Genomic DNA, 17,382 nt, shown 5'->3' on the forward strand with positions numbered 1-17,382 from the left:
CTCGGCCGCTCAGCCGCACAGCTCGGCCGCTCAGCCTGGCCGCTCTACTCCGCCTGCAACACCAACAAGGCCAAGTCGTCCTCCGGCGGCTTGCTGCCGAACTCGTGCACCAGTCGCCGAATCCGTTCCGCGACGAGCTCGGCGCTCAGCCCCCCACAGCCCGCGAGGGCCTCCGCGAGCCCGTCGTCGTCATCGAACTGGCGGGGCCCGTTGCGCCGCTCCGTCACCCCGTCGGTGACGCACAGGACGATGTCGCCGGGGTACAGGTCGAAGGTCTCGGAGGTGTAGGTCGCGTCCTCGAAGACGCCGAGGAGGGTCTGCGGCTCGGCCACCTCCCGTACGTCGCCATCCGGGCCCAGGATCAGCGGCAGCGGGTGTCCGGCGGAGGCGAGGGTGCAGCGGACGCCGCCGTCGAAGGGCACCAGCTCGCCGTAGAGCATGGAGAGGAAACGGGTCTGCGGGCCCTCGTCGGGGCCGAGGCCGGGCCCTCCCGCGACCACCAGCGCGCGGGCCGCCGCATCGGCGGTCTCCGTGGCGTCGTCGAGGAGGAGCTGGTTGAGGCGGTCGAGGACGTCGGCGACGTGGTAGCCCTCGCGGGCCAGCAGGCGTACCCAGGGCCGGGCGAGGCCGATCACGACGGCGGCCTCGGGCCCCTTGCCCTGGACGTCGCCGAGGACGAAGCACCAGCGTCCGTCGCCTGCCGGGAACAGGTCGTAGAAGTCGCCACTGGGTCCGCCCTTGTCGAGCGGCTCGTACACGAGGGCGCTGCGCACCCCGGGGATCTCGGCTACCGCGCCGGGCAGCAGACCGCGCTGGAGGACCCGGCTGATGGTGGCCTGGCGCGCGTACTGGCGGGCCGCGCCGATGGCGAGGGCGATGCGGCGGCTGAGGTCCTCGACGAGCCCGGTGATCTCGTCGGGGAAGCCGGTCAGCCCGGCCCGCCCGATGACAAGGGTGCCGAGCGGCCGCCCGCCTGCGATCAGCCGATACGCAAGCGCGGCCCCGCTCACGTCGCCGGTTCCGCTCACGTCGCCGGTCCCACTCACCCCGCCCGCATTCACTTCCGCACCCGAATCCGCCCCCGACGCCTCCCCCGGCCAAGGCACCGGCACAGCCCGAGACCGCACCGAGTCGGGCAGCCGCGGCGGATCCTTCTCCAGGGCCCGGCGCAACTCCTCGATCCGGTTCTCGCTGCCGTGCCAGACGCGGGCGAGCCGCGGCCCGAGGGCCAGCCCGAGCCCGCCCGCCCGGTCGGTGGCCTCGTCCTCCAGCCACACCGCGCACCAGTCGGCGAGCCGTGGCACGAGGAGCTGTCCGGCGAGCGCGGCGACGAGGTTCTCGTCGAGCTGTCCGGCGAGCAGGTCGGAGGCCTCGGCGAGGAAGGAGAGAGCGCCGCGGTTGAGCCAGTCGCCGTCCTGACGCGGCCTCCGCCGAGGTTCGTAGGGGACCGTCTCACCGCCTCGCGGCCCCGGTCCCGGTCCCGACCTCAGCCCCGGGGCATGCCCAGCGCCGTACGCCGCCTCCGACATCCCGTCGACGGGCAGCCGCCCTTCGACGGCCAACGCCCCCTCAGCGGCCGGATCGGCCCTATCGGCCGATCCCGCCGCGATACCCGCCTCCGTCCCGAAACCAACCCCCCTCTCGACACCCAGCCCGCCATCAACGCTCAGCCCACCACCACCGCTCAGCCCACCACCACCGATCAACCCGCCATCACCACTCGCCCCACCCTCAACGCTCAGCCCACCCCCAACCCCCAGCCCCCCATCAACAGGCAACCGCGCCCAAACCGTCTTGGCCCCGGTCCGATACGTGATCCCCCACGCTTCCGACAGCGAGGCGACCAACCGCAGCCCACGCCCGTACTCCGGTGTGCCGTAAGCGCGTTCGGCCGCCTCCTCGCGTACCGCCCGCGAGGGGTGATGGTCGGAGACCTCGACGACCACCGCGCTCACCGCCCCGCCGTCGGTGATCTCCAGACAGCACAGCAGCTCGACGTCGGTGCCCGCGTGCACGACGGCATTGGTGACGAGTTCACTGACGACCAGGACGGCGTCCTCGGTAAGGCGTTCGCGGACGATCTCGGCGCCGGGCAGGGCGAGTTCGGCCCAGTCGGCGAGTGCCTCGCGCACCAGCCGGCGGGCGGCGCCGGGCGCGAGCGGCGTGCCCGGCAGCGCGGCGCGCGCCATGGTTTCCTGGCCCGCGCGGTGATGCGCAGGCGTGTCAGGGGCAAGCGCCATGGAGTCCCGTTGTGACTCCCGTTGCGTCGGAATGGCCCCCACTGTGCAGCTCCCTGAGCAGTTCGGACGAATACGCCTCAGGCGACACGGACAGAGTGACAGACTGGCCTCGCCCATAAGCGCCGAGTTACCGAAGTGGGCCGCCATGAGTGAGAACAGTGCTACGCGTGTGCTCGAAGACGGACAGATTTGGGCATCGGATCTCCGTCCTCTGCTCGCCGCGATGACCGCCGCTCGGGACGGCGATTTCTCCAAGGTGCCGGAGACGGGGCACGGTCTGGTGGCCGATCTGAGCGCGGCCTTCAACCAGATCATCGACCGCAGCACCCACTTCAACACGGAAGTGCAGCGGGTACGGCGGGAGCTGGTCCGGCACGGGCGGCTCGACGAGCGGCTGTCGGCGAGCCCGGGGCAGGGCGGCTGGACGACCCGCGTCAATGATGTGAACCAGCTGCTCGACGCCCTGGTGGCGCCCGCCGCGAACGCGACGCGCGTCCTGGACGCGGTGGCCGGCGGTGATCTCACCCAGCGGGTCGACCTGCACGACGGGAACCGTCAGCTCAGGGGCGATTTGCGCCGGTTGGGGCGTGCCGTCAACAAGATGGTCGATCAGCTCTCCCTCTTCACGGGCGAGGTGACCCGGGTCGCCCGTGAGGTCGGCACCGAGGGCCGTCTCGGCGGACGCGCCAAGGTACAAGGACTCTCCGGCAGTTGGCGCGATGTGACCGAAGCGGTCAACACGATGGCGTCCCGGCTGACCGCCCAGGTACGGGACATCGCCCTCGTGACCACGGCGGTGGCGCGCGGCGATCTGACCCGTACGGTGACGGTCGAGGCGACCGGCGAGCTGCTCGAACTGAAGCTCACCGTGAACACGATGGTCGACCAGCTCTCCGCCTTCGCCGACGAGGTCACGCGGGTGGCCCGCGAAGTCGGCACCGAAGGCCAGTTGGGTGGCCGCGCCCAGGTCAGGGGCGTCTCCGGGGTCTGGAAGGACCTCACCGACAACGTCAACTTCATGGCCTCGAACCTGACCTCCCAGGTCCGCAACATTGCCCAGGTCACCACGGCGGTGGCGAACGGCGACCTCAGCCAGAAGATCACCGTCGACGCGCAGGGCGAGATCCTCGAACTCAAGTCGACCATCAACACCATGGTCGACCAGCTCTCCGCCTTCGCCGACGAGGTCACGCGCGTCGCCCGCGAAGTCGGCACGGAGGGCAACCTCGGCGGGCGTGCCCAGGTACGTGGCGTGTCCGGTGTCTGGAAGGACCTGACCGACAACGTCAACTTCATGGCGGACAACCTGACCTCTCAGGTCCGCAATATCGCCCTTGTCTCCACGGCCGTCGCACAGGGCGACCTCGGCAAGAAGATCACCGTCGAGGCGAAGGGCGAGATCCTCGAACTCAAGTCGACCATCAACACCATGGTCGACCAGCTCTCCGCCTTCGCCGACGAGGTCACGCGCGTCGCCCGCGAAGTCGGCACGGAGGGCAACCTCGGCGGCCAGGCCCAGGTCAGGGGCGTCTCCGGCGTCTGGAAGGACCTGACCGACAACGTCAACTTCATGGCCCTGAACCTGACGTCCCAGGTCCGCAACATCGCCCAGGTGACGACGGCCGTCGCGAACGGCGACCTCTCCAAGAAGATCACCGTCGACGCCCGCGGCGAGATCCTCGAACTGAAGGACACCGTCAACACGATGGTGGAGCAGTTGCGCGCCTTCGCCGACGAGGTGACCCGTGTGGCCCGCGAGGTCGGCACCGACGGCCGGCTCGGCGGACGCGCCCAGGTACTCGGTGTGTCGGGTGTCTGGCGGGACCTGACCGACAACGTCAACTACATGGCCGACAACCTGACGTCGCAGGTACGGAACATCGCCCAGGTCGCGACGGCCGTGGCGCAGGGAGACCTCTCCAAGAAGATCGACGTGGACGCCCGCGGCGAGATCCTCGAACTGAAGACGACCATCAACACGATGGTCGACACCCTCTCCTCCTTCTCCTCGGAGGTCACGCGGGTGGCCCGGGAGGTGGGTTCGGAGGGCCAACTCGGCGGCCAGGCACGGGTCGAGGGCGTGTACGGCACCTGGAAGCGCCTCACGACGAACGTCAACGAACTTGCCTCCAACCTCACCACCCAGGTCCGCGCGATCGCCGAGGTGGCCTCCGCGGTGGCGCAGGGCGACATGTCCCGCTCCATCACCGTGGAGACGCAGGGCGAGGTCGCCGAGCTGAAGGACAACATCAACCTGATGGTGTCCAACCTCCGCGAGACGACCCGCGCGAAGGACTGGCTGGAATCCAACCTCGCCCGTCTCGCCGCGCTGATGCAGGGCCACCGTGACCTGATGGAGGTCGCCGACCTGATCCTGCGCGAGCTGACCCCGCTGGTGAACGCGCAGTACGGCGCCTTCTTCCTGGCCGACCCCGAGGAGGACGGGGCGTCCCTCCGTACGGCCGTCCCCGCCAAGGGACTCGCCTTCATCGCCGGATACGGCTCGGCACAGGGCGCGACCGTCGACACGGGCGGCATGCCGGTGCACGGCCTGGTCCGCCAGGCGGCACGGGAAAAGAAGCGCATCCTCGTCGAGGAGGCCCCGCCGGACTACATCAAAATCAACAGCGGTCTGGGGGAAGCCGCCCCCGCGAGCGTCGTCATCATCCCGATCCTCTTCGAGGACACCTTGCTCGGTGTCATCGAACTCGCCTCCTTCTCCCGCTTCTCCGACGTCCACCTCGCCTTCTTCGACCAGTTCGTGAACACCATCGGCGTCGCCATCAACACGATCATCGCCAATTCCCGCACCGAGTCCCTGCTCGGCGAGTCCCAGCGGCTGGCCATCCAACTTCAGGACCGGTCCGACGAACTCCAGTCCCAGCAGGCGGAATTGCAACGCTCCAACGCGGAACTGGAAGAAAAGGCGGCACTCCTGGCGACAAGCTCGCAGTACAAGTCGGAGTTCCTGGCCAACATGTCGCACGAACTGCGCACACCCCTGAACTCATTGCTGATCCTCGCCCGCCTCCTCTCCGACAACCCGGACGGCCGTCTCTCCGACCAGGAGGTGCAGTTCGCGACGACGATCCACCGCTCGGGCTCGGACCTCCTCCAGCTCATCAACGACATCCTCGACCTGTCGAAGATCGAGGCGGGCCGTATGGACGTACGCCCGAAGAAGCTGCCGTTGATCAAACTCCTCGACTACGTCCACGCGACCTTCCGCCCGCTCACGCTCGACCGGGGTCTCGCCTTCGAGGTGACGGTCGGGGAGGCCGTACCGCGGGAGATGTACTCGGACGAGCAGCGGCTCCAGCAGATCCTGCGCAACCTGCTCTCCAACGCGATCAAGTTCACCGCGACCGGCCGGGTCGAGCTGCGCGTGAGCCGCCTCAAGGACCCCGACCACGCCTTCACCCGCGAGAACAGCGACGACGTGATCGCCTTCGCCGTCTCCGACACGGGCATCGGGATCGCCGCGGAGAAACTCCCGGTGATCTTCGAGGCGTTCCAGCAGGCCGACGGCACCACCAACCGCAAGTACGGCGGCACCGGTCTCGGCCTGTCCATCAGCCGGGAGATCGCCGGGCTGCTCGGCGGCCGCATCATCGCGGAGAGCGCGCCCGGCAAGGGTTCCACCTTCACGCTGTACGTCCCTGTCGTCAGCCCCGGGCACGCGGCGACCGGCCCCGTCCCGGAGGACCGCCGGCCACCCGTCCCCGAGCAGCTGTCCACCGAGCCGTACACCTCCCACGACACCGACGACTCCTGGCCCACCCCCACCAAGCTGGAGGCCTGGAAGGCCGGCCGGGCGGGTCAGGTCCTGCCGGGGCGACGGGTGCTGATCGTGGACGACGACATCCGCAACGTCTTCGCGCTCACCCATGTCCTGGGCCGCGTCGGCATGCCCGTCCTGTACGGGGAGAACGGCCGCGAGGGCATCGAGACCCTGGAGCGAAACCCCGACGTGGAACTCGTCCTGATGGACATCATGATGCCGGAGATGGACGGCTACGAGACGATCTCCGCCATCCGCCGCACCCCCCGCTGGACGGGCCTGCCCATCGTCGCGCTCACCGCGAAGGCGATGCCGGGAGACCGTGAGAAGTCCATCGCGCGCGGTGCCAACGACTACGTACCCAAGCCGGTGGACGTCGACCAGCTGCTCACGGTCGTCTGCGCCCTCCTCGACCCGGAGAGCGCGCACGACGCGGAGCAGGAGGACTCCACCGCATCCGTTGTTCCGGGACCGAGCGCAGCAGCCGAGGAGGCCGCGGTCCCGCCGACGACCGAGTGAGGCACCGTCACCATGAGCGCTGAGGAAACGACCGACGAGCGCGCCAGCATCCTCCTGGTCGACGACATGGAGGACAACCTGATCGCGCTGGAGGCCGTCCTGGGGTCCCTCAACGAGCCGCTCGTCCGCGCGCGTTCGGGCGAGGAGGCGATGAAGGCACTGCTCAGGCAACGCTTCGCCGTCGTCCTCCTGGACATCCGCATGCCGGGCATGGACGGCTTCGAAACCGCCGCCAACATCAAACGGCTCGACCAGACCAAGGACGTCCCCATCATCTTCCTGACCGGCAGCGACGCCGACGCGGGCTACGCCTTCCGCGGCTACGCCACCGGAGCCGCCGACTACCTGACCAAGCCGTTCGACCCCTGGGTCCTGCGCGCCAAGGTCACCGTCTTCCTGGACCTGCACCGCAAGAACCAGCAACTGGAGCGCATGCTCACCCGCGAACAGGGCCAGTTCGACGAACTGGCCGACCGCCTCAAGAAGATCGATACCCACATGGCGGCGAGCGGCTCGGACGACGTCTTCGAACTGCGGCATCAGGTGCGGGAGATGGAGGAGTTGCTGCGGGAGATACGGCGGAGGCGGGGCGTGTAACACCCCGCCTCCGTATGGGTGGCGCGGGTAGCACCCCGGCTCCGTATGGATGGCGCCCGGGGCACGTCGCCCGCGGGCTCGTGGCTCAGTCCGCGACGTACCTGATGACGACACGCATCCTGGTGCCCCGCTCCGTCTGCCGGCTCACCTCGTCCCCGACCTCGCGCCACAACAGCGCCTTGCCGAGGGCGGAGTGCGGGCTCAGCCGTTCCGCTTCGTCACCCGCGAGCATCGCGATCTCGTACGTCGTGATCCCGGATTCGGGTTCGTCCGGATCCTCGACGCCGACGAGACAACCCGGCACGACCATGGCCCCGCCGCTCAGGGAGGCATCCGGGATCACCTGATCGAGCACGGCACGTAGAAAGGCGCGTCGGTCCTTGAGGGCTTCGCGACGCTTCTCGTGGTCGGCCAGTTGTGCCCTTCTGGAGGAGGAGTCGACGGCCACCACCTCCGGAGTCGGCTGGTCCAGTGCGTCCTGCACACGCTGGAGCTCACGCTGCACCCGGCGGTGGGCGGCTAGGCTGAGACGTTCCACGGGCACGCGGTCAGGGGGCGGTTCGGTGGCCGGGACCGGTTGCGCCGGTCGGCGCGCCACCGGGATGTGCGCGGGGATGTGCACCGGCTTGCGGTCCGTCACCCTCCGCACGCGCAGCAACTCGGCCGAACGACCGTCGGCCGCGTCGGGGGAACCCGGGGCGTGGTGGCGCGCCAGCCCCACCTGTCCGTCGTCCGCGAGCACCGGCACCTCGACACGGGCTATCGCCGCACGGATCATGGCCTGCACCTCGGCGTGGGCGACCCGCACCACCGCCCGTCCGTCGCGCAGGACGTCCACGGCGTCGGCCCCGGGGAAGTGCGGCACTCCCGCCCCGCCGAGGAATCGTGCGGCGCCCGGCACGGTCGCGCGCATGCTGAACGCGTGCTGGGCCGCGTTCACCTCGTCGCGGTGAAGACGCGCCACGGACACGAGCGGCGGGTGCGCCTGCCCGACGACGGCGGTCGGCGCGGCCCTGCGGTCTCGTCCGTCCCGCGCCCCGGCTCGGGCGGCTCCGGGCCGCGGGGCGGGCACGCCCCCGCTCGGCCTGCGCGATCCGGCGTCGGGCACGGCCGCGGGCTCCGGCTCAGCGCTCCCGGCGGATGCTCGGTCGTCCCCGCCGGGGCGGCTCTCGTCCTCGGCAGCCGGTGCGGTCGATCTCCCAGCCGTCGATGCCTGTGCCGTCGACGTCCGTACCGTCGAATTCTGCGCCGTCGGACTCTGTGCCGTCGATTCGATGCCGAGTCGTTCGAGCTCCGCCCACAGGGGCTTGAGCGCCTGGTCCGGATCGAGGAAGAAGCGGCTGCCCCGGATCCTGACGAACGTCCAGCCCACCCGTTCGAGTTCGCGCTGGCGTGCCGCGTCCGCGTCGGCGTTCTCCTCGGTGTGGAAGGCGTCGCCGTCGCACTCCACGGCCAGTCGCTGCGTACCGCCCTCGACGACGAGGTCGATGCGGTAGCGTCCGGCCGGGTACTGCGGTCTCACCCGGTAGCCCCGGTCCCGCAGCGCCAGATACACACGCTGTTCGAAGAGACTGTCGAAGGCCTGGTGCGGAATGTCGGGCCGGACCTCGCCGAGGCCCGCGCCGTCCCGCTCCTCGGCCGGCCGCGAGAACCAGTCCAGATAGGCGCGCCGCAGATCGGTCTCACCCAGCTCCGTGAGGGTCACACTGTGGAACAGCCACACCTGGTCGCGGGCGCGTGAAGCAGCCACGTTGATGTGCTGCCGGTACAGCGAACTACTGTAGGAGCCGATGCGGCGCGGCCCGTCCGGGCCGGTGAGCGACACGACGAGGCCGATGAAGACGACATCGCGTTCGTCGCCCTGGAACTCCTCCGCGTTACCCACGCGCAGGCGTCGCCGTTGCCGCTCGTCGAGCGGAATCCGGTCGGCCAGCAGGTCCTCGATGAGGAACTTCTGACCCGCGCCGAGCAGAGTGATCACGCCCAGGGTGCGTCCCGCGTAGGCGGGGTCCGCGATGCACCGGGCGATCTCGTCCACCAGGCGCTCCGCCTCGGGACGGTTGATCTGCTTCTGCCCGCTTCCCTCGACATAGCCGTCGGCCACGTGCACGGATCGCAGGGGCGGCAGCCGGTCGGCGCCGTACTGCCGCAAGGGCTGGAGCCGGCCTCCGTAGCACAGCTGGTTGGAGAAGCCGATGATCTCCGGCATGCACCGGAAGTGCTCCTGGAGCATCAGTCTGCCGCGGCCACCCGCGAGACCGGACGCGATGTCGAAGAGGCTCGCGGTCGGCGTGAACAGATTGCGGCGGGCCGCGGGCAGCTCACCGAGCAGCCGCCGCTGCAGCGCGAACTGTTCGTCGTGGTCCACTCCGACCTGCGCGGGGCTGACCTGCTGGTCGTCGCCGACGACGATCACCTTCGCACCGAGCCAGGCGAGCAGCAGCGCCTCGGGTCCGGACTGGCTCGCCTCATCGATGATCACGACGTCGAAGCGCCCGGCCCGGTCCATCGGCACCGTCTCGGTCACCTGGTGCAGGGGCATGATCCAGGCGGGTACCGCCTCCTGGCTGGCCTGCAGGCTCTCGCGGGCCTGTCTGCGGTAGGTGGCGGCGTATTTGCCCGTGCCCTTGCCGAGTCTGCGGACACTCTGCTGGTACGAGGTGAGCGCCACGGCCTGGTCGTCCGTGAGCCGGGACAGACAGCTGAACCAGGACTTGTCGGCCGCCAGCCGCTCCAGGCTGATGCGGATCTCGGTATCGGCCTCGGCGAGCAGCCGCATCTGGGTGTCCTCGGCCCCCGGGTCCGTCAGCACCTTCATACGGGCGTGCCAGGCCGACCACGACCAGGCGGCCTCGACCTCCACGAGGCGCCTGTCCCACCCGGGATCCTGCGGTGTGGACTCCAGCGCGTCGGCGACTTCGGGGAGTTCGGCCAGCACCTGACGGTACGCGTCGTCGCACGCCTTCTTGCGCGCCAGCGCCTCCCGCAGGTCCTCGACCTCGCCCACCGCGGCGTCGTACGCGTCCGTGTCGCGCGCCTCGACCGCCGCGCGGGCCCGGTCCACGGCTGCCGACGCGCCCCTTCGGTGCGCGGCGGCGCGCAGCACACCGAGGGCGCCGTCGATCAGGGCGCGCGGGCGGTCGGCGGCCCGGCGCGCCGCCCGGGCGCGCAGGACGCTGCGTACGGTGCTCGCCGCGTCGTCGTTCCCCCAGTCGACCCGCGCCAGTCCCGGAGTGACCGCGGCCAGCTGGACGACGTCCCGGCGCAGGTCGGCGAGGGTCGTCAGAGTGGTGAGCGTGGCGACGTCCTGGCGCAGCCGGGCGATGCGAGGATCGGTGGCCCGCCATGCCTCGGCGCCGTCTCCCCAGCTCTGCTCGATGTCCTGAAGGTGCCGTTCCAGGGTGACGCGATGCAGTAGGGCGGCCGCGGCCGTCTCCGTCTCCACGGCGCGGCCGTCGACCCGTACCGTCTCCGGGAAATCGCCCACCGCCTTGCGGAGCCTGGTTTTCAGGCCCAGCGGTCCGCGCAGCTTCTCACCGGCCGCGAGCCCGTCGCGCAGTGCGGTGGCGAGGCCGAGGGCCGTCGGCACGTCGTGCGACTCCAGTCCGCTGACCAGCGTGGCGCCGAGCGCGGCCGCCGCGTTCTCGACGGCGGTCAGGGCGAGCGTGGTGCGCTCGTGCCGGCTGCGCGCGCCGAGATCCTGTCCCGCCAGCAGATCGCGACGCAGCTCGGTGGCCCAGCCCTGCGGTGTGGCCGCCGCGCCGGCCGCCATGAAGCGGTCGAGTGCCGCGGCCAGTCGATCCTGCTGCGCGGCCGTCAGGGAGGACACGGCGTCGTCGAGGCGAGAGACGGAGTCGTCCTGGCGAAGGGCCGCGAGGTCGGCCTCCGCGGCCCGGATCGTCTCGATCGCCTCGGTGAACTCGGGGCCGGACGGCAGTTGTCCGGGCTCGGGGAGTGCGGCGCCGACGGTGGCGGCGAGGGCCCGGTGGCGGTCGGTGAAGGCGAGCGCGGCACGGCGCAGCCGGGGCAGGGCGTCCATGTCGAGGGTGGGGGCATCGGCGGGGACGGTGCCGATCCAGCCGAACCGTGGCCGTTCGTCGGCGAGTCGCTGGGCGATCCGGGCCAGGGTGCCCTCGTAGTCACCGATCTCGGCGGGATGGTGGTAGGTCTCCTGCTCGCGCAGCGCGCGCAGGGCCTTCAGGGCGAGCGCCTGGGCCGATCGCGCGGACCTGAGCCGCTCTTCGTGCTCCTGTATCCGCCGCCGGTAGGCGCGCGCGGAGAAGTCACCCTGCCGGTCGAGGATGGCCTTGACCGATTGCTCCAGCTCCTGCTGGGCGGCTCCGTCGTCGGTGCGGCTGACACACAGCTCGCGGACGCTGGCGGGGAGTTTGTCCTTCAGAACCCGTAGGGCGCGAGCCGTGTGGCTGGTGATCAGCACGCGGTTGCCGTGCGCGAGGAGGTCGGTGACCAGGTTCGCGATGGTGTGCGTCTTGCCGGTGCCGGGTGGCCCCTGGACAACGACGAGATCGCGGTCGCGCAGCCGCTCGGCGATGGTGCGCTGTTCGTCGTTGGAGGGCAGCGCGAAGTACAACTCCGGTGATTCTCCGAGGGCTTCGCCAGTGCCGGGTTCGCCCAGCGGACGGTCGCCGCCCGCGCCGGCGATGGCCCTGAGCAGGGTGGTGGGCTCGGCTCCCTGCTCGATGCTCATGGCTACGCCGCGCAGTGCTTCGAGCATGCTGCGCCGGGTGCGCTCCCTGAGAAGCAGCACCGGTGCGAAACTGACGACGGGTACGGCGGGGTCTCCCCCCGTACGGTGCCGGGTCGTCGACGATATGTAGCGTCCCGCTTGGTGGGCGGCGATGGTCCAGGTGGTCAGGGCCCGGTGCAGTCGATCTGCGAGTGCCGGGTCGGTGGTGTCGCCGGCGGCTTCCAGTTCCTGGCGCACGAGGGCGCGGATGTCGGCGCGCGCCTTCTGCCCGGCGTCCAGCATGGACTCCTCGAGCACCGGGCTGCCGTGCTCCGGGTCGGGCCCGACGGTGATCGCGCCGCTGTCGGGGTCGATCGCCATGACGGCGCGGCAGGTGACGAGGTGGCGGCGGACCGGCTCGTCCTGTGCCGACCAGCTCAAGTAGCCGAAGCCGACGACCAGTTCAAAGCTCTCGCCGAGCTCGGAGGCGTCCACGCACAGCCGGTAGAGCCGGTCGTAGGCGCGCACAACGGGTTTCATGGACCGGTCGCGGATCGCCCACGCCTCCCACCCGCGGACCCAGGCCCGGTACTGGTTGCGCACCTTGTCGTGCTGCGGTGACGCGGCGAGGGAGACGGTGACACGGGCCGTGTGCGAACTGCCGTCGGCCGAGACCTCTTCGGCGGGGACGTCCGCCTGGGGCTGGAGTCCGGGTGCCGTGTCCCGCTCCGCGTCGCGGATCTCCCGCTCGTCCAGCCAGTGGGCGAGCGGCAGCGGCGGCGCGGGCGGGTCGTGGCGCTCGGGCCGGTCGGCACGCAGCCACAAAGGAGCGTCACCCGGTACGGCTTCGGTCAGGAAGGAGCCGAACTGCGCGGGCAGATCGGCGAACCAGACCTGGTGCCTGGCGTCGTCGTACGTCCGCACGGGTCTGGTACGGCTCTCGCCCACTTCCGCGAGATAGCGGAAGACATGACGGACGACGTCGTCGGGCGTCGCGGCAGAAACGGGCAAGGCCACCTCGCTGAGCTGTCGGAGCCGAAAAATGAGGAGAAATATGAAGAGAGTGTGCGCATCCTATGTGACGCATCTGACACTCATGGCTCTTCCGCTCAATTCGGCGGCCCGTTCGGCACCCCGTCCCGAGCCCCGTTCGGCACCCCGTCCGCGGTGGCCGCGCAGGCGAGACAAAGTGGCCCCGGAAAGGCCTACTGCCTTCCGGGGCCACTCGGTTCGCCGGGCCGGTCTGACGCGCGCCCGCGTGCGCTACGCCTCCCGCGTCCCGGCGTACATCTCCTCGATCAGCGCCTTGTACTCCCGCTCGACCACCGGCCGCTTCAGCTTCAGGCTCGGCGTGATCTCGCCGTGCTCCACATCGAGGTCACGCGGCAGCAGGCGGAACTTCTTGATGGTCTGCCACCGCTGCAGCCCCTCGTTGAGTTCCTTCACATAGCCCTCGATCAGCTCGACGGTGGCGGGGGCGGCGACGACATCGGCGTACGACTTGCCCTCCAGCCCGTTCTCCTTCGCCCACTCCAGGATGGACGGTTCGTCGAGGGCGATGAGGGCGGTGCAGAAGTTCCGGTCGGCGCCGTGCACAAGGATGTTGGAGACGTACGGGCAGACGGCCTTGAACTGGCCCTCGACCTCGGCGGGCGCGATGTACTTGCCGCCCGAGGTCTTGATGAGGTCCTTCTTGCGGTCGGTGATGCGCAGATAGCCGTCGGGGGACAGTTCGCCGATGTCGCCCGTGTGGAGCCAGCCGTCGGACTCCAGGACCTCGGCGGTCTTCTCGGGCAGGCCGTGGTAGCCCTCCATGATGCCGGGGCCGCGCAGCAGGATCTCGCCGTCGTCCGCGATGCGCACCTCGGTGCCGGGCAGCGGCTTGCCGACCGTGCCGGTGCGGTAGGCCTCGCCGGGGTTCACGAAGGAGGCGGCGGAGGACTCCGTGAGGCCGTACCCCTCCAGGATGTGGATGCCGGCGCCGGCGAAGAAGTAGCCGATCTCGGGCGCGAGGGCCGCGCTGCCGGAGACACAGGCGCGCAGCCTGCCACCGAAGGCCTCGCGGATCTTGGCGAAGACGAGCGCGTCCGCGACCTTGTGCTTGGCGGAGAGGGCGAAGGGCGCGGCGGCCGTGCCGGTGCGGCGGAAGCTGTCCTGGCTGGCCTTCGCGTACTCGCGGGAGACCTCGGCGGCCCACTGGAAGATCTTGTACTTGGCGCCACCACCGGCCCGCGCCTTGGCCGCGACCCCGTTGTAGACCTTCTCGAAGATGCGCGGGACGGCCGCCATGTACGTCGGCCGCACCACCGGCAGATTCTCGATGATCTTGTCGACGCGGCCGTCGACGGCGGTGACGTGCCCGACCTCGATCTGACCGGAGGTGAGCACCTTGCCGAAGACGTGGGCGAGCGGCAGCCACAGGTACTGGACGTCGTCGGGGCCGAGCAGCCCGGTCGCGGCGATGGCCTTCGCCATGTACGACCAGTTGTCGTGCGGGAGGCGGACGCCCTTGGGGCGGCCCGTGGTGCCGGAGGTGTAGATGAGGGTGGCGAGCTGGTCGGCGGTGATCGCGCCGACGCGCTCCTTGATCAGCTCGGGGTACTTCTCCAGGTACGCGGCGCCGCGCGTCTCCAGCTCGGCGAGGGTGAGCACGTCGTCGCCGGTCTCGACGCCGGCCGGGTCGATGACGACCACATGGGTCAGCTCGGGCAGCTCGGCGCGCTTCTCCTGCGCCTTGGCGAGCTGGGCCGCGTCCTCCGCGATCAGGACCTTGCTGCCCGAGTCGGAGAGGATGAACGCGGACTCCTCGGCGTTCGTCTGCGGGTAGATCGTCGTGGTGGCCGCGCCCGCGCACATGATGCCGAGGTCGGCGAGGATCCACTCGACCCGCGTGGAGGAGGCGAGCGCGACGCGCTGCTCGGGCTGCACACCCAGTTCGATCAGTCCGGCCGCGATGGCGTAGACCCGCTCGGCGGCCTGCGCCCAGCTCAGCGACTTCCAGTCGTCCGGGCCCTCGCCCGAGACCGGTGGGACGGGGTAGCGGTAGGCCTCGGCGTCCGGCGTGGCCGCCACGCGCTCCAGGAAGAGGGCCGCCACGGACGGCGGACGGTTCTCGATCAAAGTCTGTGTGTCGCTCACGACATCCTCCGGGGGCCCGCGACAGCGCGGCTGGCTCATTGCGGCTGGGTTCTGCGTGTTGTTTAACTCGCGAGTAACTATCGAGCAGGCATCAGAGTAAAGCGCGACCGGCCCCTGCGTAAGAGGCCATGGTCTGCGATCTTGCGAATCCCCGGATTCTTCACCTGCGGACCGGGTGCGCTGCGCCCAGTGCGTCACGAGAGCCAGGCACGCGCCAACCCTTGACATTTGATGTCAGCCGGGCTGGTTCCAACCCGGCTGGTGTTGATCGCGTGAGACTGGACCGCTCGCTGAGCGGCCGAGCAGTGTGAGCCAGGAATCCCCTGCTTCGGCCGGGGAGGGTTCAATTTCTGCAGAGAGCGCCCGCTCGCATACTGAGGGCCCGCCGCACATTCGCGCGACGGGCCCCTGTTGCGCCCGGTTTCCCGGGGCGACCACGGTTACTTCTTGCCCTTGGTCGACCCCACGCTGTCGTCGCTGCTCAGTACGGCGATGAAGGCCTCTTGCGGAACCTCCACAGAGCCCACCATCTTCATCCGCTTCTTGCCTTCCTTCTGCTTCTCCAGCAGCTTCCGCTTACGGGAGATGTCACCGCCGTAGCACTTGGCGAGGACGTCCTTGCGGATGGCGCGGATGGTCTCGCGGGCGATCACCCGGGAGCCGACGGCCGCCTGGATGGGCACCTCGAAGGCCTGCCGCGGAATCAGCTCGCGCAGCTTGGCGACGAGCCGCACACCGTACGCGTACGCCGCGTCTTTGTGGGTGATCGCCGAGAAGGCGTCCACCTTGTCGCCGTGCAGCAGGATGTCGACCTTGACCAGGCTGGAGGTCTGCTCGCCCGTGGGCTCGTAGTCCAGCGAGGCGTAACCGCGGGTCTTGGACTTCAGCTGGTCGAAGAAGTCGAAGACGATCTCCGCGAGCGGCAGGGTGTAGCGGATCTCGACCCGGTCCTCGGACAGGTAGTCCATGCCGAGCAGGGTGCCGCGCCGGGTCTGGCACAGCTCCATGATCGAGCCGATGAACTCGGAGGGCGCGAGGACCGTCGCCCGTACGACCGGCTCGTAGACCTTGTCGATCTTCCCCTCGGGGAACTCGCTCGGGTTGGTGACGACATGCTCGCTGCCGTCCTCCATCTCGACGCGGTACACGACGTTCGGCGCGGTGGCGATGAGATCGAGCCCGAACTCGCGCTCCAGCCGCTCCCGGATCACGTCGAGGTGCAGCAGCCCGAGGAAACCGACACGGAAGCCGAAGCCCAGTGCGGCGGAGGTCTCCGGCTCGTAGACGAGCGCGGCGTCGTTGAGCTGCAGCTTGTCGAGGGCGTCACGCAGCTCGGGGTAGTCCGACCCGTCCAGCGGATAGAGCCCGGAGAAGACCATGGGCTTGGGGTCCTTGTACCCGCCGAGCGCCTCGGTCGCTCCCTTGTTCAGGGTGGTGATCGTGTCACCGACCTTGGACTGCCGGACGTCCTTCACACCGGTGATCAGATAACCGACCTCACCGACACCGAGTCCGTCGGCGGGCAGCATCTCGGGCGAGTTCGTCCCGATCTCCAGCAGCTCGTGCGTGGCGCCGGTGGACATCATCCGGATGCGCTCACGCTTGTTGAGCTGCCCGTCGATGACTCGTACGTACGTCACGACGCCCCGGTAGGAGTCGTAGACAGAGTCGAAGATCATGGCGCGGGCGGGCGCGTCCTGGATGCCCACCGGTGCCGGAATCTCGGCGACGACCTTGTCCAGCAGCGCCTCGACGCCGACGCCGGTCTTGGCGGAGACCCTCAGCACGTCCTCGGGGTCGCAGCCGATGAGGTTGGCGAGCTCCTCGGAGAACTTCTCCGGCTGGGCGGCCGGCAGGTCGATCTTGTTGAGTACGGGGATGATCTTGAGGTCGTTCTCCATCGCCAGGTAGAGGTTGGCGAGGGTCTGCGCCTCGATGCCCTGGGCGGCGTCGACGAGGAGGACGGTCCCCTCGCAGGCGGCCAACGACCGGGACACCTCGTACGTGAAGTCCACGTGCCCGGGGGTGTCGATCATGTTGAGGATGTGGGTGTTGCCCGGATCCTCGGTCGGGGCCCAGGGCAGCCGGACCGCCTGGGACTTGATCGTGATGCCGCGCTCGCGCTCGATGTCCATGCGGTCGAGGTACTGAGCACGCATCTGGCGCTGCTCGACCACCCCGGTCAGCTGGAGCATGCGGTCGGCGAGCGTGGACTTGCCGTGGTCGATGTGCGCGATGATGCAGAAATTGCGGATCAGAGCCGGGGCGGTACGGCTCGGCTCGGGCACATTGTTAGGGGTCGCGGGCACGCAGGGTCCTGTCTCTTGAGGCGCCTGTCGCCTCGGGTCGGATCGATACGTAGACTCCATGGTCCCACGGGTGGGGAGCTGCGACCGGTTTGGGCCGGTCCTGCGGCTACT

6 protein-coding genes are annotated in these 17,382 nt (G+C 69.8%); 2 read left to right on the forward strand and 4 right to left on the reverse strand.

All coding sequences use genetic code 11. The annotated features are described in order from the left end of the window. Positions 1–44: 44 nt before the first annotated feature. Entirely contained in the window at positions 45–2,240 is a 2,196-nt protein-coding gene (locus OG747_RS14190) for a SpoIIE family protein phosphatase (RefSeq protein WP_405879690.1), read from the reverse strand. Between the two features lie 223 nt (positions 2,241–2,463). Between OG747_RS14190 and OG747_RS14195 the strand changes: the two genes are divergently transcribed. Both OG747_RS14195 and OG747_RS14200 read left to right on the forward strand, forming a co-directional pair. Beyond that, positions 2,464–6,540, forward strand: a complete 4,077-nt coding sequence (locus tag OG747_RS14195) for a HAMP domain-containing protein (protein ID WP_405879691.1) — start codon at positions 2,464–2,466, stop codon at positions 6,538–6,540. Between the two features lie 12 nt (positions 6,541–6,552). Next, positions 6,553–7,137 (forward strand): two-component system response regulator, encoded by a 585-nt coding sequence (locus tag OG747_RS14200; RefSeq protein WP_405879692.1) that lies wholly within the window; start codon positions 6,553–6,555, stop codon positions 7,135–7,137. Positions 7,138–7,222: 85 nt separating this feature from the next. Here OG747_RS14200 and OG747_RS14205 read toward each other — a convergent pair whose 3' ends face one another. The 3 genes from OG747_RS14205 to lepA all read right to left on the reverse strand — a co-directional run bounded on the left by OG747_RS14205 (position 7,223) and on the right by lepA (position 17,271). Next, on the reverse strand, positions 7,223–12,835 hold the full coding sequence (locus OG747_RS14205) for an AAA domain-containing protein (RefSeq protein ID WP_405879693.1): 5,613 nt from the start codon (positions 12,833–12,835) through the stop codon (positions 7,223–7,225). Between the two features lie 252 nt (positions 12,836–13,087). Continuing rightward, the gene (locus OG747_RS14210; RefSeq protein WP_405879694.1) at positions 13,088–14,962 is read right to left on the reverse strand and encodes an AMP-dependent synthetase/ligase; all 1,875 of its coding nucleotides are present in this window, start codon (positions 14,960–14,962) and stop codon (positions 13,088–13,090) included. Positions 14,963–15,402: 440 nt separating this feature from the next. Beyond that, positions 15,403–17,271 carry a translation elongation factor 4 gene (gene lepA, locus OG747_RS14215; protein ID WP_405879695.1) on the reverse strand — a complete coding sequence of 623 codons (1,869 nt, stop codon included), beginning with the start codon at positions 17,269–17,271 and terminating at the stop codon, positions 15,403–15,405. Positions 17,272–17,382: the final 111 nt, after the last annotated feature.

Source organism: Streptomyces sp. NBC_01384 (assembly GCF_045040035.1).
In the GTDB taxonomy this organism is placed as follows: domain Bacteria; phylum Actinomycetota; class Actinomycetes; order Streptomycetales; family Streptomycetaceae; genus Streptomyces.